At 37.3% G+C, this 18,238-nt stretch carries 19 protein-coding genes; 8 read left to right on the forward strand and 11 right to left on the reverse strand.

Annotated elements, in window-relative coordinates:
- Nucleotides 1–136: 136 nt before the first annotated feature.
- Nucleotides 137–1,237: an MBL fold metallo-hydrolase gene (locus AC3WV0_RS00370; protein ID WP_488842950.1), complete on the forward strand. Its 1,101-nt coding sequence runs from the start codon at nucleotides 137–139 to the stop codon at nucleotides 1,235–1,237.
- Here AC3WV0_RS00370 and AC3WV0_RS00375 read toward each other — a convergent pair whose 3' ends face one another.
- Both AC3WV0_RS00375 and AC3WV0_RS00380 read right to left on the reverse strand, forming a co-directional pair.
- The gene (locus AC3WV0_RS00375; protein ID WP_488842952.1) at nucleotides 1,238–1,525 is read right to left on the reverse strand and encodes a GNAT family N-acetyltransferase; all 288 of its coding nucleotides are present in this window, start codon (nucleotides 1,523–1,525) and stop codon (nucleotides 1,238–1,240) included. It abuts the gene before it with no gap.
- Between the two features lie 233 nt (nucleotides 1,526–1,758).
- Entirely contained in the window at nucleotides 1,759–3,042 is a 1,284-nt protein-coding gene (locus AC3WV0_RS00380; protein WP_488842954.1) for an alpha/beta fold hydrolase, read from the reverse strand.
- A gap of 167 nt (nucleotides 3,043–3,209) precedes the next feature.
- Here AC3WV0_RS00380 and AC3WV0_RS00385 point away from each other — a divergent pair, with 167 nt between their 5' ends.
- The 3 genes from AC3WV0_RS00385 to AC3WV0_RS00395 all read left to right on the forward strand — a co-directional run bounded on the left by AC3WV0_RS00385 (nucleotide 3,210) and on the right by AC3WV0_RS00395 (nucleotide 6,448).
- Nucleotides 3,210–4,103, forward strand: a complete 894-nt coding sequence (locus AC3WV0_RS00385) for a helix-turn-helix domain-containing protein (protein ID WP_488842955.1) — start codon at nucleotides 3,210–3,212, stop codon at nucleotides 4,101–4,103.
- A gap of 86 nt (nucleotides 4,104–4,189) precedes the next feature.
- Nucleotides 4,190–5,191 carry an aldo/keto reductase gene (locus AC3WV0_RS00390; protein ID WP_488842957.1) on the forward strand — a complete coding sequence of 334 codons (1,002 nt, stop codon included), beginning with the start codon at nucleotides 4,190–4,192 and terminating at the stop codon, nucleotides 5,189–5,191.
- Between the two features lie 66 nt (nucleotides 5,192–5,257).
- Nucleotides 5,258–6,448, forward strand: a complete 1,191-nt coding sequence (locus AC3WV0_RS00395) for an MFS transporter (RefSeq protein WP_488842959.1) — start codon at nucleotides 5,258–5,260, stop codon at nucleotides 6,446–6,448.
- A gap of 195 nt (nucleotides 6,449–6,643) precedes the next feature.
- Here the strand turns inward: AC3WV0_RS00395 and AC3WV0_RS00400 are convergent, their stop codons facing one another.
- From AC3WV0_RS00400 to AC3WV0_RS00410, 3 genes are all read right to left on the reverse strand, one after another.
- Nucleotides 6,644–8,863 carry an NADP-dependent isocitrate dehydrogenase gene (locus AC3WV0_RS00400; protein WP_488842960.1) on the reverse strand — a complete coding sequence of 740 codons (2,220 nt, stop codon included), beginning with the start codon at nucleotides 8,861–8,863 and terminating at the stop codon, nucleotides 6,644–6,646.
- 95 nt (nucleotides 8,864–8,958) lie between these two features.
- On the reverse strand, nucleotides 8,959–10,062 hold the full coding sequence (locus AC3WV0_RS00405) for a DUF8740 domain-containing protein (protein ID WP_488842962.1): 1,104 nt from the start codon (nucleotides 10,060–10,062) through the stop codon (nucleotides 8,959–8,961).
- Nucleotides 10,063–10,074: 12 nt separating this feature from the next.
- Nucleotides 10,075–10,527, reverse strand: coding sequence for a T9SS type A sorting domain-containing protein (locus AC3WV0_RS00410; protein WP_488842964.1), 453 nt, complete (start codon nucleotides 10,525–10,527; stop codon nucleotides 10,075–10,077).
- Between the two features lie 145 nt (nucleotides 10,528–10,672).
- Between AC3WV0_RS00410 and tpx the strand changes: the two genes are divergently transcribed.
- Both tpx and AC3WV0_RS00420 read left to right on the forward strand, forming a co-directional pair.
- Entirely contained in the window at nucleotides 10,673–11,176 is a 504-nt protein-coding gene (gene tpx, locus AC3WV0_RS00415) for a thiol peroxidase (RefSeq protein WP_488842966.1), read from the forward strand.
- A gap of 169 nt (nucleotides 11,177–11,345) precedes the next feature.
- The gene (locus tag AC3WV0_RS00420; RefSeq protein WP_488842968.1) at nucleotides 11,346–12,557 is read left to right on the forward strand and encodes a DUF763 domain-containing protein; all 1,212 of its coding nucleotides are present in this window, start codon (nucleotides 11,346–11,348) and stop codon (nucleotides 12,555–12,557) included.
- An 86-nt stretch (nucleotides 12,558–12,643) separates the two neighbouring features.
- On the opposite strand, the gene AC3WV0_RS00425 is transcribed toward AC3WV0_RS00420, so the two are convergent.
- The 6 genes from AC3WV0_RS00425 to AC3WV0_RS00450 all read right to left on the reverse strand — a co-directional run bounded on the left by AC3WV0_RS00425 (nucleotide 12,644) and on the right by AC3WV0_RS00450 (nucleotide 16,812).
- On the reverse strand, nucleotides 12,644–13,483 hold the full coding sequence (locus tag AC3WV0_RS00425; protein ID WP_488842970.1) for an SDR family oxidoreductase: 840 nt from the start codon (nucleotides 13,481–13,483) through the stop codon (nucleotides 12,644–12,646).
- Nucleotides 13,484–13,585: 102 nt separating this feature from the next.
- Nucleotides 13,586–14,356, reverse strand: a complete 771-nt coding sequence (locus tag AC3WV0_RS00430; protein ID WP_488842972.1) for a tetratricopeptide repeat protein — start codon at nucleotides 14,354–14,356, stop codon at nucleotides 13,586–13,588.
- Between the two features lie 134 nt (nucleotides 14,357–14,490).
- Entirely contained in the window at nucleotides 14,491–15,228 is a 738-nt protein-coding gene (locus tag AC3WV0_RS00435) for an SDR family oxidoreductase (protein ID WP_488842974.1), read from the reverse strand.
- 163 nt (nucleotides 15,229–15,391) lie between these two features.
- Nucleotides 15,392–15,961, reverse strand: a complete 570-nt coding sequence (locus AC3WV0_RS00440) for a Crp/Fnr family transcriptional regulator (protein ID WP_488842976.1) — start codon at nucleotides 15,959–15,961, stop codon at nucleotides 15,392–15,394.
- Between the two features lie 104 nt (nucleotides 15,962–16,065).
- Nucleotides 16,066–16,374, reverse strand: a complete 309-nt coding sequence (locus AC3WV0_RS00445) for a hypothetical protein (RefSeq protein ID WP_488842978.1) — start codon at nucleotides 16,372–16,374, stop codon at nucleotides 16,066–16,068.
- Nucleotides 16,375–16,383: 9 nt separating this feature from the next.
- Nucleotides 16,384–16,812: a DUF4268 domain-containing protein gene (locus AC3WV0_RS00450; protein WP_488842980.1), complete on the reverse strand. Its 429-nt coding sequence runs from the start codon at nucleotides 16,810–16,812 to the stop codon at nucleotides 16,384–16,386.
- Between the two features lie 222 nt (nucleotides 16,813–17,034).
- On the opposite strand from AC3WV0_RS00450, the gene AC3WV0_RS00455 reads away from it, so the two are divergent.
- Together AC3WV0_RS00455 and AC3WV0_RS00460 are read left to right on the forward strand one after the other, a co-directional pair.
- A complete protein-coding gene (locus AC3WV0_RS00455) occupies nucleotides 17,035–17,442 on the forward strand; it encodes an RrF2 family transcriptional regulator (protein ID WP_488844682.1) in 408 nt (135 codons plus the stop codon).
- 88 nt (nucleotides 17,443–17,530) lie between these two features.
- Nucleotides 17,531–18,223 (forward strand): phosphoadenylyl-sulfate reductase, encoded by a 693-nt coding sequence (locus AC3WV0_RS00460; RefSeq protein ID WP_488842982.1) that lies wholly within the window; start codon nucleotides 17,531–17,533, stop codon nucleotides 18,221–18,223.
- Nucleotides 18,224–18,238 lie beyond the last annotated feature (15 nt).

An 18,238-nucleotide genomic window follows, 5' to 3' on the forward strand; every position in this document is an offset into this window, starting at 1 on the left:
TTTGTTTTTTATTTCAAAAATAAAACTTTAGAGAATAAGTTTTGAAAAAAGGCGTAATATTTTCATATTAATGTAAAGGTTTTTATCCTGATCAATCGTCATACCTATAATCTCACTCATTAACCTATAAATAAAAATGATTTACGGACTTATTATTTTAGCTGTCATCATAATTTTACTATACTTTGTCATTACCGGTCAGGAAGTTTTCGGATCGGAAGCAAAAGGAGAGCGGCTTCAGAAAATGCAACGTTCTAAACATTATAAAAACAAGCAATTTCAGAATCTTACGTACACACCTGCATTGGCAGAAGGGTATTCGATGCCGAAAGTGATGTTTAATTTTCTGTTTGATAAAAAGGATCCTCACCTTAAGCCTTTACGTAATATCCCGTCAGTGCATACAGATTTGAAGAATCTTCCTAAAGATCAGGATGTTTTTATATGGTTGGGACATTCGTCGTATTACATTCTGACCGACGGTGTTTCCTTTTTGATTGATCCTGTTCTCAGTTCGTACGGTTCGCCTTTCAGGTTTTTTAATAAAGCTTTTGCCGGAGCCGATATTTTTAGACCGGAAGATATACCCGCAATTGATTATCTCGTGATTACGCATGATCATTATGATCATTTGGATTATCCGACCATAAAGGCTATTAAAAGCAAGATTGGCAAAGTTATTCTGCCTTTGGGAGTTGGTGCGCATCTTGAAAGATGGGGCTACGAGACAAGTCAGCTGATCGAAGAAGAGTGGGGAACTGAAGTTGATTTACGTAATAATATCAAAATCATATTTACTCCTGCAAGACATTTTTCCGGACGCAAGATGAAAAGAAATGTTACATTGTGGACGTCTTATGTACTGTTAACACCTACCAAAAAACTATTTCTGGGTGGCGACAGTGGCTACGATACACACTTTAAAATGATTGGTGAGCAATACGGACCTTTCGATTTTGCCATCATAGAAAACGGGCAGTATAACGAGGCCTGGAAGTACATTCATGCCTTGCCGGAAGATGTTATTCAGGCGAGTATTGATGTGAAGGCTAAAAATATTATTCCTGTTCATTCTTCGAAGTTTGCTCTTGCGCTCCATCCGTGGAATGAACCTTTACGAAAAGTAACGAGTCTTGCCGGAAGCAAAAATTTATCAGTTTTAACACCAATGATCGGCGAACCTGTAGACTTAAATGCGCACGACAATCATTTTGAAAAATGGTGGGATACTGAATAATTAAGAATGCCAGATATTTCTGTACCGCATAGGATGACTTTCAAACTGCTGTCTTACAAAGCTGCACTCAGGATCCACCAAAAGATCTTTTTCTTCGGCGTAGCGTACAAGCTCATCCAATAACATTTTAGCATAGCCGTGGCCTTCATGCTCTTCGTTAAGTTTCGTGTAATAAACAATAAGCTGTCTACCATCTACCTTGATAGACATATAGCCGGCTTTGTGTCCGTCTATTAATATCTGCAACTCATCCTGGTACGGACTGATTTCAAATTTTACAGTTTCCATAATACTGAGATTTTAGGTGTTACAAAATTATTTTGAGAGTTTTCCTCTTTTAAAATTACAAATTAAAATTGATATGAATGTTTTTTAGAATATCTAATATCTGCATCAAAGGAATGGTATGATATTGAAAATAGAAGCAGGAGCTTACCAGCAATGTTGTATTGCGAAGTATCTCAAGGCATATTTCAGCAATGCCGGCTGAATAAATTTAAAAGATCTGTTATTTCGGATAGTTATTTTTTAAAAAATTCAATCACGGTATTATTAAACTCTTGTGGAATTTCTTTTGGAGTTTCATGCCCTGAATTTTTAAATATTTTTAATATGGAATGATTTATATTTTTTGCAATCAGTTCTGTGTGAGACAGCTTAATGAAGTCGTTTTCTCCCGTCATAACGAGTACCGGAATCGTAATTTTTTTGAGATCATTAATGGTGAGGTGAGGTTCAGTAATTAATAAATTGGTTAGTTTATAATCTATATTATCTTTTCCGATATTCTGTTTTTTAAAATCGGCCATTTTTATCTTCAGAAGATCATTTATTTTTTTGTCGACAGAGTCATCATTATTATACAAAACGGCAGACATGACTGCAAGCTTGGAAACTTTCGAAGGGTATTTTTCAGCCATTATCAAACCGGTATTGGCTCCATCGCTCCATCCCAAGATATATGCCTTTTCTATTTTGAGTTTTTCCATTAAAATACCTGTATCTTTAGCAAAGAGTTCATAAGTAAGGTTTTCCTCATTACATGAAGATTTTCCCTGGCATCGTGTATCTACAGCTATTACATGAAAATGTTTTGCAAATTCTTCCACCTGTTTGTTAAAAGAGAAAATGGATCCGTTATTCCCATGAAGCAAAATAAGGTCAGGACCTGAGCCATAGCTCTCGTAATAAAGTTTTACTCCGTTGATATCTTCATATTTTCCTTTACTTGGATTGTCGCCAAGTATATATTCCTGACTTACACTACTGTTATCAATAAGAAATGAGGAATTTCCCTGATACTTTTTATCCGGTGATATACTAATTTTTGTAGGCAGATTTTGTTCGCTAAAATACCAGTTTCCTAAAGATCCATTATTGAAATCCGAATGATAAACAGATGCTGAAGTCTTGCCATTTTTTATGCTGAGATCAATATTGTTAAAGTAAAACTTTCCTTTCCCGGAAAAGTAAAATCCTATAGCCAGAAAATCTGCATTTTTATCAATAGTTCCTGAAATTGTATAATCAAACCACTCTCCATTATTGTAAGAGTCAGACATTTGCTGCAAATCCAGAACAGGTTTGCCGACCATCTTTCCTTCTTTTAAATTAAAAGCAGCCAGCACGGCGCCGGTATTGGTATTGGCTCTTTCAATAAATGTCTTTGAAGAATAAATGAACTTTTGACCTTTATAATTTTTTACATCTATGATTTGATACACAATGGATGCTTCATTTTTTGCCAGAATAAAGATCGGTAGGGTGAGTAATAAGTAATTAATTAATCTGATTACTGTTTTCATGTTAATCGTTTATGAAAGCAAATTACAAAAAAATGGGTTACGTTTTATTTAATTCTTTATATAGGGAATTTTATTATCTACTATAATTAATTTTTTCAATCATTTTAAATATAAATTTGATAATAAAAGTAAGTTTTAATATTGTTTGAATTTTATAATTTTGATCCATGGAATCAAATGAAACAATAAAAGGTTTTTACCGGCGGGTCGGCCTCGAGTGTGTAAAAACACCCGGATTAGGACATTTTAATGTCTTTTCAAGGGAAAACTGCTCTCTTGTTACTCCTTACAGCAGAAGAGATTATTACAAAATATGCCTGATCATAGGAAAAGGGAAGCTTCATTATGCTGATAAATGGATTTTAGTAGATAGACCTGTATTGTTATTTTCAAATCCGCTTATTCCTTATTCATGGGAAGCTGAAAATAAAGACCAGAAGGGATTTTTCTGTCTCTTTACCGACCAGTTCCTTCACGACGGAAGCCGCCTGGGAAATTTACAGGATTCGCCGCTGTTCAGGATCGGAGGAACTCCGGTATTCTTTATTGATGAAGAACAGCAGAAAACAGTTGCGGATATTTTCATTAAAATGATGAATGAAATTCAGTCGGATTATCTGCACAAATACGATATGTTGAGAGCTTATCTGCATCTTCTGATTCATGAAACGATGAAAATGCACCCGGCGGAAAATTTTGAACCTTATCAGAATGCTTCACAGAGAGTGGCATCTCTTTTTATGGAATTGCTGGAAAGGCAGTTTCCTATTGACAGTCCTGGAAGATCTTTACGGCTGAAAAGCCCGGTAGATTATGCTGAAAATTTATCCATTCATGTAAATTCTCTCAACCGTTCTGTGAAAGAGATCACCGGAAAGACGACCAGCCAGCAAATTGCCGCAAGAATTATCCAGGAAGCAAATGCTTTATTAAAACATACTGACTGGAATATCTCTGAGATTGCTTACGGTCTGGGCTTCGAAGAACCGGCTTATTTTACCAACTATTTTAAAAAGCAGACAGGAATGTCACCCAATGCAGTAAGAATTGCTGTTGTTTGAATTTTATAATTCTTCGTTTGAATTCTATATTGAAATCAATGAATGGCTGTTATAATTTTGTCTTGTTAATTTAAATCACAATTATCATGAAATTTAGAAAATTAGGAAACACAGGAGAGCAGCTGTCTGCAATTGGTTTGGGATGTATGGGGATGAGCTTTGCATATGGTCCTACAGACGAGCAGGAAAGCATTAATACATTGCATAAGGCTTTGGATCTGGGAGTGAATTTCTGGGATACCGCAGATATGTATGCCAATGGTGATAATGAAAAACTGATTTCAAAAGTTTTGGTTCCGAACCGCAATAAGATTTTTATCGCTACTAAATTCGGATTTCGTTTTAAAGATGGACAGGCAGGCCACAGCGGATCTCCCGGAACTTATTTCGACGGCTCTCCGGAATGGATCAGAAAAGCCGTTGATCTGAGTCTTCAACGGCTGAAAATTGATGAGATCGATCTGTATTATGCTCACAGAATTGATCCGAATATTCCGGTTGAAGAAACAGTAGGCGCAATGGCTGAACTGGTAAAAGCAGGAAAAGTAAAATATTTGGGTTTGTCGGAAGCATCTGCAGAATCCATCAGGAAAGCTCATCAAATTCATCCGATTACCGCTTTACAGTCGGAATATTCTCTGCTTACAAAAGACGTTGAGAAAGAAATCTTGCCAACCATCAGGGAGTTGGGAATCACTTTAGTTCCATATTCTCCGCTGGCCAGAGGTCTTTTCTCCAATATTAATGATGCAGTAAATTTCGGGAATGATGATTTCAGGAAATCTTTGCCACGATATCAGAACGAATTTCTCGAAAATAACAAAAACCTGGCAAAAGAGATTAATGATTTTGCTCAGTCTAAAGGAGTTAAAGGTACACAGCTGGCACTAGCCTGGGTTTTGAATCAGGGAGAAGATATTATTCCGATTCCGGGAACCAAGCGTATTCAATATTTAGAAGAAAACATTGCCGCCACCAATCTCGAACTTTCCCAGGAAGACCTTGAAACGATAGATTCCATTCTTAAAAAATATCCGAATGTCGGAGAAAGATACGGCGAGGGCGCTATGAAATTAGTCAACAACTAGAATATATTCAAATCAGGTTAATGGCGTAATACCGGGAATCTGATTTATGAAACGTTTTATAACAGCATGATTACACTTAAAGAAAAAAATAAATTTGTTGCTACAGTTTTAGCATTTGCTGTCATTCCTATGTCAGGTCTGGCAACCGACATTTACCTGCCTTCAATGCCGAGTATGGCTACAGAACTTCATCAGCCGGAAAGCAATATTCAGCTTACATTATCGATATTTTTGATCAGCTACGGTCTGACCCAGTTCTTTGCCGGAAGTATTATAGATTCTTTTGGGAGATATAAGATTACGATGCTTGCGCTTGGTTTGTTTGTCGCTTCTTTCTTAATTACTGCGACTACTCATAATATCTTTGTCATCTATGCCATGCGTGTTTTGCAGGGCATACTTTCAGGATTTGCGGTAGTTGCCAAAAGGGCATTTTTTGTGGATGTTTATGAAGGTGAGGAGCGGAAGCATTATCTCAGTATTATGACGATCGTCTGGTCGGTAGGACCTATTATTGCGCCGTTTATCGGTGGATATTTACAGAAAAATTTCGGATGGCAGTCAAATTTTTATGTGCTGGCAGGATATAGTTTACTGCTTTTACTCTTAGAATTTATATTTTCCGGGGAGACACTGAAGAAAAGAAATCCTTTCCACATTGAGTTTCTCATTAAAGAATATAATGCGATGTTTAAAGCTAAAGATTTCTTTTACGGAATGATCATGTGTGGACTGAGCTATTCGATGATTATGTTTTTTAATCTCTGTGGATCATTTATCATTGAACATAAAATGGGATATTCTGAAGTGGTCGCAGGCTACGTTTCCCTGATTTTAGGATTTGCCTGGATGGCTGGTGGCTTTTTAGGTAAGGCTTTGATCAATAAAGCATTTCTGCCAAAAATACGTTACGCCAACTTTATCCAGTTACTTTTAATTGTTTTAATGTTTGCTGCTTCCTATTTCTCCAATAATATTTACAGTCTGGTAGCTTTTGCATTTTTGATACATGTGACTGCAGGATTTATCTTTAACAATTATTTTTCTTACTGTATCGGAAGATTTCCGAATTCGGCCGGAATTGCAGGGGGCTTAACCGGTGGAGTGGTATTTATCATTACATCTGCCATCAGTTATGGAATTGTAGCTGTAATCAGGCCTCAGATACAGCTGGAAGTTGCAGAAGGATACTTTGTGCTGGGTGTTTTAGGATTATTTGTTTTGAGTATGATTAAAATGAGAAAGGCACACGCTTAGATTGTTATCTTGAAAAATATTTAATTTCAACAATTTGTCTGATTAGTATATCCTCTCCTTACGAGAGGATTTATTATATTTTTCATCAATAGGAACGGCTTTAGCCCGTTTACAGGTTATTGTATTCAAAATTGGCTTTAGCCAAAAAAAGCCCCTTAAAAAAAAGGAGCTTTCAATTTATATATCAATCCGAAATTAAATTCCGTCAATGATTTCATTTAAAACCGTGCTTGGTCTCATAGAAGTGTACGTTTTGTACGTATCTGTTTTATAGTATCCTCCGATATCCTGAGGCTTACCCTGAGCACCAATCAATTCAGCATTGATTACTTCTTCATTTTCTTTCATGGCGTCTGCAACCGGAGCAAATTCAGCAGCCAGTTCTGCATCGGCGGTCTGATTTGCCAACGCTTCAGCCCAATACATGGCAAGATAGAAATGAGAGCCTCTGTTGTCGATCTGTCCTACTTTTCTTGCAGGAGACTTATCAGTCGCTAAGAATTTAGCATTTGCCTCATCTAATGCATCAGCCAATACCTGAGATTTTGTATTCCCCTGAGTCTGTGCTAAATGTTCTAAAGAAGCCTGTAATGCCAGGAATTCACCTAAAGAATCCCATCTTAAATAGCCTTCTTCCACAAACTGTTCCACGTGTTTCGGAGCAGAACCTCCGGCTCCTGTTTCAAATAAACCACCACCATTCATTAACGGAACAATAGAAAGCATTTTTGCAGAAGTTCCAAGCTCAAGAATAGGGAAGAGGTCAGTTAAATAATCTCTTAATACATTTCCTGAAACAGAAATCGTATCTTTTCCTTCTCTTGCTCTTTTTAATGTCTCAGTCATGGCATCTTTTACATCCATAATTCTGATGTCAAGACCGTTGGTATCGTGATCTTTAAGATATTTTTCAACTTTTTTGATGATTTCTCTGTCGTGTGCTCTTCCTTTATCCAGCCAGAAAATAGCAGGAGTATCTGATAATCTGGCTCTGTTTACGGCCAGTTTTACCCAATCCTGAATCGGAGCATCTTTTGTCTGACACATTCTGAAAATGTCACCTTTTTCTACTTTTTGAGAAAGAATAACATTTCCGTTTTCGTCCTGAACTTCGATGGTTCCGTCTGCTGCAGCCTGGAAAGTTTTATCGTGAGAACCATATTCTTCAGCTTTCTGAGCCATCAAACCAACGTTCGGAACAGAACCCATAGTCGTAGGATCAAGTTTTCCGTGTGTTTTCATATCATCAATTACAGATTGATAAAAACCTGCATAAGAACGGTCTGGAATAATACAAACGGTGTCTTCTTCTTTTCCTTCTTTATTCCACATTTTACCTCCGCCTCTTACCAAAGCTGCCATAGAAGCATCTACAATAATGTCAGAAGGAACGTGGAAATTAGTAATCCCCTTATCAGAATTTACCATTGCTACTCTCGGTCCGTTGGCCAAAGCAGCTTCAATATCGGCTTTAATTTCGGCTTCCTGGGCATTTCCTTTGATTTTATCAAAAAGATCAGCAAGACCGTTATTTGGGTTTACATCTAAAGACTTGAACGTTTCAGCATATTTAGCGAAAACATCTTTAAAGAAAGTTTCTACGATAGCCCCGAAAATAATAGGATCGGAGATTTTCATCATCGTTGCTTTCAAATGTGCTGACAATAATACGTTTCTATCTTTAGCTTCCTGAATTGCTTTTTCTACAAAAGCTTTCAATGCATTTAAATTCATTACAGAAGAATCAATAACCTCTCCCGCCTGAAGATTGGCAAAATCTTTCAACTGAGTTTCAGAACCGTCATTTCCTTTAAAAACGATTCTGTATTTTGTTGCATTTTCTAACGTTGTTGAAGTTTCTGTTCCGTAAAAATCTCCGCTTTCCATGTGGGCAACATCTGTTTTGCTGTCAGAAGCCCAGTCGCCCATTCTGTGAGGGTTTGCTTTGGCGTAGTTTTTAACAGCTTTAGGAGCACGTCTGTCAGAATTTCCTTCTCTTAGCACAGGGTTTACAGCACTTCCTAGAACCTTGGCATATTTAGCTTTAATGGCTTTTTCCTCATCATTCTTCGGTTCTGCAGGGTAGTTCGGAACCGCAAAACCTTTAGCCTGCAGTTCAGCGATGGCAGCATCAAGCTGAGGTACTGATGCAGATATATTAGGTAACTTGATAATATTTGCGTCAGGTTGTGTAGCCAATTGGCCCAATTCAGCTAAAGCATCACCGATTTTCTGATCATCTTTCAAAAATTCCGGGAAGTTTGCTAAAATCCTTCCTGCCAAAGAAATATCCGGAACCGCAATCTCAATGTTTGCTGATTTTGTAAAAGCTTTTACAATCGGTAAAAACGAGTGTGTAGCCAACATTGGAGCCTCATCCGTTAATGTGTAATAGATTTTTGATTTGTCTGACATTATACTGTTATTTATTATTTGATTTTTTAAGACTCACAAATTTAGTAATTATGATTGTTTTATTTGCATAAAAAAAGAGGCATTTGCCTCTTTAATCATATTTGGGTGATTGTGTACGTTCCTGTTCCATTAAAATTAATGCTGAATTCGATTTTGTAATTTTTCGGAGAATTAGAAAGGTTTGGAAGCATTATGAGATCTCCTCCCACATCAAAGTTTCCGTCACTTAAATTATCTCCCAAAGTTTCAGAATTACTATTTGTAGTTGGTAAATGTATTCTCATGCCAGTAAAGTTCCCTGTTGAAGCTGAAGATATAGTAATCGAAAACTTATTGGTTGCAGAATTGTAAGCAGTTGATGATGTTGTAAGTGATGGAGAATTAAAAATTAATTTTGGAACAAAATTATCTATCTGTATTACTGCAGACATACCATAATCAAAGACATTAATCTTATAAAAGCCATTTGAAAAAAGAGTAGTGTTATTTCCATTAGCAACCAATACTGATTGGCTGTTTACACCATAGCTCTGTGCAGAGGAATTAGGCGCTGTTAAAAACTTTATCTGAGAGTTGGCTGCAAAATATTTGTATCCGATTTTTGAATTACTTACATTTCTTAATAATTCTGCTGAGTTTGCATCAAAATTATTATAAGAACCATACAAATATAGGTTTGCTGGTGTAGCCGTACTAGAATTTGAATTTGTAGGCAAGCTTAAAGCACCATTGTCATTTACTCCTAAAGTATAGCTTGTTCCATTTGGAGAGGTGAGTGTAATTCCTTGTCCCGCACCGGTCACAACTGTTTTACTAACTTGTGCATAAGGCACACTCATTAATTGATTCACACCTACATTAGTATAATTGTTTCCTCCGGCAGGATCCATTTCCACTTTTACAAATTTGGTGTTAGTTCCCCAGTTGATTCCTCCAAAGCTTCCTGAGATAGCCGTTCCCTGACCAATATTCAAGTTAACTAAACCTTTTGAGTTCGTTGTTTTATTATGGGTTTCAGTATATAAAACTGTACCTGTAGCGGAGTTTTCTAAAATGCTTATTCTTAAAGAGACATTTCCATTGGCAATAGGAGCGCCGGAAGCATTGAAAGCAATTGTCTGATAACTAAAAGCCTGCGGAACCTGTGCGCTTAATAATGTTGCTAAGAATAATCCCAAAGTTGTTAGTGATTTTTTCATCTTTAATGTGTTTTAAGGTTTTTTAATAATTTTAATTGGTTTAATATCAGAATTTTTGAAAACGATCATGTACGTTCCTTGTTGAAGCGGTCTTAGATCCAGTTGTTCAGAGTCTAATTTTGTTCTGAAAACAAGCTTTCCGGAAAGATCGTAAATTTCCGCTTCTTCGATTTTTGATTTTGAATTCAGTTTGACAAAAATAAAGTCAGCTGTAGGATTAGGATAGATTTTTACATCGTCTTTTTCAAGTTCGGAAATACCTAAAACCTGCAGAACGGTTTGGTAAAGCAATCCCATTGTTCCGGAATTTGCCTGCTCAGGATCGGTTGGAATTACATAGATTTCTCCTACCGAGTGAGTAAAGTTATCTGTAGAAACAGCTCCTGAATTAATACCTCCAATCGCAGACTGGGCAAAGCCAAAAAACGGAACTCCACATAAAAATAGGGTTATTTTTTTTCTCATAAGTTGTTTTTCTAGAGTGCGAATATATTAAAAAAAATCATATTCATGTGTAGAACTATGTAATATTAGTTTTAAGATTAATTTAACCTTCATATGAATGAATCGCTTCTTATTTTAATTAAATTTGAAAAACTAAAAAAAGAATATGTCAACAACAATTACTTTAAAAGGAAATGAAGTTCACACTATAGGAACGCTTCCTGCCGTGGGAACGACGATCAGAGACTTTGCACTGGTAGATTCGGGATTACACGTAAAAACACTTGAAAATTTTAAAGGGAAAAAAAAAGTATTCAACATCTTTCCGAGTATTGATACACCCACCTGTGCATCTTCAGCAAGAAAGTTCAATGAGCAGGCTTCTGAACTGAAAAATACGGTAGTTATTAATGTTTCTAAAGACTTGCCCTTTGCTCTTGGAAGATTTTGTGCTGCCGAGGGGCTTGATAATGTGGAAACTCTTTCGGATTTCAGAAGCAGTTTTGGTGATGATTACGAAGTGACCATAACCGATTCCCCGATGAAAGGACTTCTGAGCCGTGCCGTAATTGTTACCGATGAAAACAATAAAGTGGTATACACGGAGCAGGTTGGAGAAATTGCAGATGAGCCTAATTATGAAGCAGCATTAGCCGCATTAAATAAATAAAAAGAATAACTCTACCAAGTAAAGCCCTGCAGGAAATCCCCGCAGGGTTTTTAGTTTGCTTTCCACTTAGCCTCAATCTCAATCTCAACCTTAGCCTTAGCCTTAACCTTAACCTCAACCATACCTTTTACCATTTGAACCTTACACTATAAAATCGTACCTTTAGAAAATGAAACGTTCCGGAACAGCAGATCTTCCCCTTCACTATGGCAAAGTACCGCCGTGGCTGTATGAGCGTATGTCGTTGCTCGGACTTTCAATCATTGAAGTTATCCTGGCCGACTACGGAAAAGATGAAGTGTTGAGAAGACTGGCAGATCCTTTCTGGTTTCAGAGTTTTGGAGCGGTTATGGGAATGGACTGGCATTCATCGGGGATTACTACTTCGGTGATGGGTGCTTTAAAGCGTTCGATCAATCCAAATTCCCAGGCACTTGGACTCTATATTTGCGGAGGTAAAGGAAAATTTTCAAGAGATACCCCTTCTGAGTTAATTCAAATCGCAGATAAAACAGGACTGAACGGAAATGAACTCGTAAGAGCCAGCAAACTTTCAGCAAAAGTTGATAATACGGCTATTCAGGATGGATATCAGTTGTATCTTCATAATTTTATCCTGGCTGATAACGGAAACTGGAGTGTTGTTCAGCAAGGGATGCATGAATCCGACAGTACGGCAAGGCGCTACCACTGGCATTCTGAAAATATTAAATCGTTTGTGGAAGAGCCTCACACCGGAATCAACGGAGTATCAAGAGGGAAAATTTTAAATCTTACTGATGCTGAAGCCTCCGGTAACAGAAAAGGAATTCTTGAAATTTCCCACACGGATTCTGCGGAAATCATGAGTGATTTTGCCAGGCTGATTCTTCCCGCACATCACGACGTGCAGGCTTCCGACGTAGACCTGAAACGTCTGGGCGCACTTCTATACGTCACCCGTGAACAGCAGCCTCAGAACTTTGAAGATTTGCTGATGCTGGAAGGTGTCGGGCCCAGAACGATGCAGTCGCTTGCGCTGGTAAGTGAAGTTATTCATGGGGCGCCGTCAAGGTTTACGGATCCTGCCAGATTTTCTTTTGCTCATGGCGGAAAAGACGGTCATCCGTTTCCCGTACCTACGAAAGTTTATGATGAAAGCATCAGCCTTATCAGAAAGGGAATTGAAAAATCAAGGCTTGGAAATTCCGATAAATTAAGGACCATTAACAAACTTCATGATATTGTTGTAAAAACCGAAAAGGACTTTACCCCGGATTTTGATATTCAGCAAGTCATTGAAGAAGAACGCCAGAATTCATGGAGGTTTGGCGGAAAAACTGTTTTTGGTGATGCACAGAAACCCTCACCTCCAAAGCCAATCCAGCTTTCTCTGTTCTGATATACAATAAAAAGGCTTTATACTTTTAGCTGATTTAAAAAAGTATAAAGCCTGAGATTATATTCTTTTACTGAATTCCTGATTGGTTAAATGGCTGTTGACAACGTCAGAGCTTCCCAATCTTTTGCATCTTTTGTAATAGCGTTTATCTTATTATCCAAAAATTCAGGGGTGCCTACACCAAGTAACAGATGTACCGGCGGATGCGCTTCTTTACTGATCTGTATCAGCACATCAGCCGCTTTCTTAGGATCATTCGGCTGATTTCCATTGATCTCATCAAGATGGGTTTTTTCAGAATTTCTTGCGGCTTCATAAGCCTCAATAGAGTGGGCGGGCGTTCTTAAAGAATCCTTTGTAAGGAATTCTGTACGGAAATAGCCAGGATAAACAACGGTGGCATGAACTCCAAAGTCTCGCGCTTCTTCAGCCAGAGCTTCAGTGAATCCTGCTACGGCAAATTTTGTTGAACAATAAACACCCCAACCCGGGAAACCTCCGTAATAGCCACCGACAGACGAAATATTGAAGATATTTCCTGATTTCTGCTCACGAAGGTAAGGCATTACATTTCTGATTACATTTAACGTTCCGAAAACATTGACATCAAAATTTGCTCTCGCTTCTTCATCACTCAGCTCTTCCAGCGTACCCAGCTGTCCGTAGCCGGCGTTGTTGACGATTACATCTATTTTTCCGAAATGTTCAACCGTTCTTGCTATGACAGATTTTACATCGTTATTGTCGGTAATATTCATGCTCAACGGGAGAAAATTTTCCGAAACATCTCCGAATGTTGCTGTTAATGATTCTACGGTACGACTTGTTGCCGCTACTTTAAATCCCTGAGATAATAATTTTTTTACCAGCTCAAATCCAAGACCCTTTGACGCTCCTGTTACGAACCATACTTTTTTTGTTTCCATTTTTAATATTTTTTTTGTTTTAAATGATGGTACAAAGATGGAAAGAAGATGGTTTTTAAAAGTAGCCTGATCCACGAATGATGTATCCAAATCGTGAATGATTTATAAAATCGGGTCATATTCAAGATCCGTGATGATATCATCCTTAAGACTCAGGCAAAATCCTGAATTGTGATTGTAATAATCCTGTATAAACAAATCGGTTTCCATAATGCCTTCTTCGGTGATCACGATGAAGACCTCCCAGATGTCAAGTCCGTCAAACCATTTGGTGCCATTAAGTTCAATCTTAAAATCGCTTTCGGTTTTTTCATAAAACGCAGTCAGGTCCTTTTTTACTGCTGCCAGCCATTCGAAATGATAAATAAGCTTTAAAATTAAGAGCTCATCAAGTTTTTTTTTCGAGAATATATTGATGGATTTTGCTTTTACATATTTATTGAATATCACGATGTCTTTTACATTTTCTGATAAAGAAGTGATAAATTCTTCGTGGTCCTGCCTGGTCACAAAATCATCAAAGGACAGTACCGGTGCTGTCTTTATTTTTTCGGCATCCCGCAGGTCCCGGTATATACGATCTTTACGGGGAAAGTTTTTATTTTCATGGATGATCTCCTGAAGCAGTTTCTGGGGTCTTTCCTTTTGCCTGCATTCACATGATTCCAATACTTCTTCAAGGATTTTTTCTGCTTCATGGCGGTTGCCTAAAAGCCTGTGGGTGCTGGCAAGAATATAATTTTCCTCCAGATTCCGGTTCCTGCCATTTAATTCATAAACCAAATCATAAAGCTTGTTGATGCTTTCTTTGGAGGCATTAGATTTTTTAAACTTCTGGGAAAGGATATTGAAATCCCTAGTTAAATCTGTCATGGTTGAGAATTGATTCAAATTTAAAAAAATAAAAGCAAGTGAGGCTTTTCTAAAAATTATTTTTATAACATAAAAAGTAGATTAAACGAAGAAGAGAAACCCGAAAGCTTCTCTTTAATCATCATATGGAATAATTACCAAGGGCTGATGCCGGTTTCATCCTCAATATCATTACTGAAATATTGTCCGGTCGGTCCGTTTTCATCCGTTAAGGTATGCTTAATGATAAATGATGCCGCACTTTCAACAGAACCCGGACCACTATGGGCGTTAAAATCTGTTGCAGTATAACCCGGATCAATTACGTTTACTTTGAATGGTTGATCTTTTAATTCATAAGCCAGCGTAATGGTGTAAGCATTTAAGGCTGACTTTGAAGGACCATAGGCGGCAGTTTTCACATGATAATATTTCCATTCCGGATCGCTGTGTAAGGAGAGTGAACCTAATCCCGAAGTAATATTGCTGATACGTGGGCTGTCCGACTTTTTAAGCAGATCTAAAAAAGCCTGTGTAACATTAATCACGCCAAAGAAATTAGTGTCAAACACTTCGCGGATATCGTTTACTGGTGTTTCTGCTGCCGTCTGAGGATTTACTCCAAGAATTCCGGCATTATTAATCAGGATATCCAGTTTTCCCTGCTCTGCTTCAATGCTGTTTTTTGCATTTTTAATCGATTCAGAATTGGTAACGTCAATTTCAACCGCTTTGATATTCTGATATCCATTTTCCGTTAATTGTTTTACGGTTTCTTCTCCTTTTTGAAGGTTTCTGCTTCCAAGGTAAACAAATAATCCTTTTTCTGAAAGTTGTTTTGCGGTTTCAAGACCGATGCTTCTGTTAGCTCCTGTAATTAATACTGTTTTCATTTTTTATATTTAAATTGATGGTGTAAAATTGCAGTAATTAAAGAGCATAACATTTGCCATTTGACAAAAAGAGAAATTTTTTGGTTGGATGCTTAAATGGTGGAGTAATAAAATGTATATTTTATTCGGTAATAAACTTCCAGCCTCCATCTTCCATCAAATATTACCTTATATTCTTCCTGATTCTACTCAGAGAAGATTGGGTAACGCCCAGATAAGAAGCAACATATGACAAGGGAATTCTATTGACCGCTGTAGGATAGATCTCCATAAATTTCAGGTATCGGGTAGTGGCATCTTCGGAAACAAGCGGACTTCTTCTTTCCACTTTTTGCATCAGCGCTCTTGAAATAATTTTATGAACGATAGCATCAAAACCTACAATGGTCTGCAGCAGTTCCAGCCAATCTTTTCTCTGAAAAACAATAAGTTTGCAGTCAGTCACCGCCTGAACATAAGCACTTGAACTGATTTGATTGTCAAAGCTTTCAAGATCTACAACCAGGTTATTTTCTTCTATGAAATATTTGGTGATCTCTTCACTTTTATTATTGTAATAGCACACACGAAGGATTCCGTCTACTATAAACCCAACTTGTTTGGCGATCTTTCCGGCTTCTGAAAAGTATTCTTCTTTGGAAAGGCTGATCTCTGAAGCTTTTTGCGCAATAAAATCCATCTGCTGCTGGTTGAGATTTCCGAATCTCAGGATAAAATCAAATAATTCTTTCATGAATGCAATTTAGGAAAATGAATCTGCCTGAAATTTGTCATTTGGCAAATAAAAAAAATAGGAGCCTGTAGTAGTTTTTATTTCACGCATCTTTTATTAGGCTTCTACAATTTTCTTTTATTACCACATTTCGGACAAAATGTAGCTTTTTCTGTTCTATATGGCTTTCCACATTTTTCACAATCAGGGCCGTACATTTCTGCAAAATGATGCATGATAGCATTAGGATTGGTTTCCTCAAAACCTGTTAGGTCATTATAAGAGTCCAACAATTTCTTAAAATTCTGTTTAAGTGGAGCTTTCAGTGAATTTTTTATTTCCTGAAATCCTTCGGCAAATAACTTTGATGCAATTTCGGCTTCCTCTTTATCAAGCATGGGAACATTCGCTCTGCATCTCCAGCAATATCTCATTTTCATGCTTTAAACATCTTTTATAAAATCTTCATATTCATAATAAAACCTTTCAAATCCATCCATCTTATCGACAAAAAACTGAAACGTTTCCTGCCAGGTATTTTTATTGAAAATCGAAACGCCATGCTTTTCTACCCAGATTCTGGCCAGTACTTTTCCGTTTTCCAGGGTGTAATACTCATCTTTTTGAAAATCGCCAATGAACTCTTTTAGTATATCTTCCAAAGACCAGATTTTTTCATAATAAGCATTCCTGAACATCTCATCTTTCATTTCAATATCCAGAGAGACTTCAGCCTTTTTATTATCTGCATAAAACTTAAACGACATGTCTTTGATCTTGGTATCATACAAAATCCATTTTCTCGGGAAGGACTTTCCAAAAGCCGTCCAGAATTCTTTCTTTAACTGTTGTGCTTCCTGTTTACTAAACATAGATACAAAGGTATACAAAAATTAAGAGTCAGGTAAAAGTGATCAAGAACCAAGTAAAAAGAGCCAAGGTAAAAGTGAAGAAGAACTAAGGGAGAGGATGTAAGTAAAATAAAAGTAAAAAGAGTCTATATGATTCCTTCATTAAAAACTTTTGCCTTTTACTTTTTACCTGGCTCTTTCCATTCTTTCTGCTATTTCAGAATTTTTCCTATTTTTGCTGTAATGCTGTCTAAAAAATCTCAATATGCTTTTAAGGCGCTGTCGTACCTGGTTGAAAAGAGGAACGATGGCCCTGTTCTGATTTCCGAAATTGCAGCACATAAGAAAATCCCTTTGAAGTTTCTGGAAAATATCCTTCTCGAACTGAAAAAAGCGGACATTCTTGATAGCAAAAAAGGAAAAGGAGGAGGATATTTCTTTAAAGAAAATCCTGAAAACGTAAAGCTGGCAAAAATCATCCGGCTGGTAAACGGGCCAATTGCCCTGCTTCCATGCGTAAGCCTGAATTTTTACGAGAAATGTGAAGATTGCAATGAAGACCACTGTAGTCTTCACGACGTACTGATCGAAGTTCGGGATGCGTCGCTCAATATTCTGGAAAGAAAAACATTAATGGATCTGATCGATTGATCGGATCCCTTTTTTTGAATTATTAGTCTACTTTTTTGGTGGGATAATAATTTTATTAGATATTTGCATTACTTCAAATGGATAATTTATGATTTCAAAAGAAGATGCAGAAACCCTGAAACAGCTTTCAGCAGAGGAGGGATTGAAATTTATTTCATCAAAATTTCCGGATGCCGCCGTTTTTTCAACATCACTTGGTCAGGAAGATCAGGTTATCACCGATATCATTTTTAAAAACAAGCTACCGATCAAGGTTTTTACGCTGGATACGGGCAGGCTGTTTTACGAGCATTACGATTTGCTTTCACAAAATAATTCAAGATATAAAACGAAAACGGAAGTTTATTTTCCGGATCCTTCCGATGTAGAAAAGTTTGTTAATGAAAAAGGGATTAATGCCTTTTATCATTCCGTAGAAAACAGAAAAGAATGCTGCTTTATCAGGAAGGTTAAACCTTTAAACCGTGCACTCGAAAATGCAGAAATATGGATAACCGGCTTACGGGCGGAACAATCGGAAAACCGCGAGAATATGCCGGTTATTGAGTGGGATGAAGAACGCAGTCTTTATAAATATAACCCATTGATCAACTGGAATTATCAGCAGGTTTTGGTATACCTTCAGCAAAATAATGTCCAGGAATTGCCATTACACAAGAAAGGATATATCAGTGTAGGCTGCCAACCGTGCACCCGACCCATTGTTGAAGGGGAAAACCCACGTGCAGGACGTTGGTGGTGGGAAAATTCACAAAAAGAATGTGGCCTTCATACGCATTAATTCAAATCTCTTTAC

It is taken from the genome of Chryseobacterium sp. 27AL (genome assembly GCF_057815395.1).

Coding starts and splice junctions, on each gene's coding strand:
- AC3WV0_RS00370 (WP_488842950.1), top strand. CDS start 137: ATGATTTACGGACTTATTATTTTAGCTGTCATCATAATTTTACTATAC.
- AC3WV0_RS00375 (WP_488842952.1), bottom strand. CDS start 1,525: ATGGAAACTGTAAAATTTGAAATCAGTCCGTACCAGGATGAGTTGCAG.
- AC3WV0_RS00380 (WP_488842954.1), bottom strand. CDS start 3,042: ATGAAAACAGTAATCAGATTAATTAATTACTTATTACTCACCCTACCG.
- AC3WV0_RS00385 (WP_488842955.1), top strand. CDS start 3,210: ATGGAATCAAATGAAACAATAAAAGGTTTTTACCGGCGGGTCGGCCTC.
- AC3WV0_RS00390 (WP_488842957.1), top strand. CDS start 4,190: ATGAAATTTAGAAAATTAGGAAACACAGGAGAGCAGCTGTCTGCAATT.
- AC3WV0_RS00395 (WP_488842959.1), top strand. CDS start 5,258: ATGATTACACTTAAAGAAAAAAATAAATTTGTTGCTACAGTTTTAGCA.
- AC3WV0_RS00400 (WP_488842960.1), bottom strand. CDS start 8,863: ATGTCAGACAAATCAAAAATCTATTACACATTAACGGATGAGGCTCCA.
- AC3WV0_RS00405 (WP_488842962.1), bottom strand. CDS start 10,062: ATGAAAAAATCACTAACAACTTTGGGATTATTCTTAGCAACATTATTA.
- AC3WV0_RS00410 (WP_488842964.1), bottom strand. CDS start 10,527: ATGAGAAAAAAAATAACCCTATTTTTATGTGGAGTTCCGTTTTTTGGC.
- tpx (WP_488842966.1), top strand. CDS start 10,673: ATGTCAACAACAATTACTTTAAAAGGAAATGAAGTTCACACTATAGGA.
- AC3WV0_RS00420 (WP_488842968.1), top strand. CDS start 11,346: ATGAAACGTTCCGGAACAGCAGATCTTCCCCTTCACTATGGCAAAGTA.
- AC3WV0_RS00425 (WP_488842970.1), bottom strand. CDS start 13,483: ATGGAAACAAAAAAAGTATGGTTCGTAACAGGAGCGTCAAAGGGTCTT.
- AC3WV0_RS00430 (WP_488842972.1), bottom strand. CDS start 14,356: ATGACAGATTTAACTAGGGATTTCAATATCCTTTCCCAGAAGTTTAAA.
- AC3WV0_RS00435 (WP_488842974.1), bottom strand. CDS start 15,228: ATGAAAACAGTATTAATTACAGGAGCTAACAGAAGCATCGGTCTTGAA.
- AC3WV0_RS00440 (WP_488842976.1), bottom strand. CDS start 15,961: ATGAAAGAATTATTTGATTTTATCCTGAGATTCGGAAATCTCAACCAG.
- AC3WV0_RS00445 (WP_488842978.1), bottom strand. CDS start 16,374: ATGAGATATTGCTGGAGATGCAGAGCGAATGTTCCCATGCTTGATAAA.
- AC3WV0_RS00450 (WP_488842980.1), bottom strand. CDS start 16,812: ATGTTTAGTAAACAGGAAGCACAACAGTTAAAGAAAGAATTCTGGACG.
- AC3WV0_RS00455 (WP_488844682.1), top strand. CDS start 17,035: ATGCTGTCTAAAAAATCTCAATATGCTTTTAAGGCGCTGTCGTACCTG.
- AC3WV0_RS00460 (WP_488842982.1), top strand. CDS start 17,531: ATGATTTCAAAAGAAGATGCAGAAACCCTGAAACAGCTTTCAGCAGAG.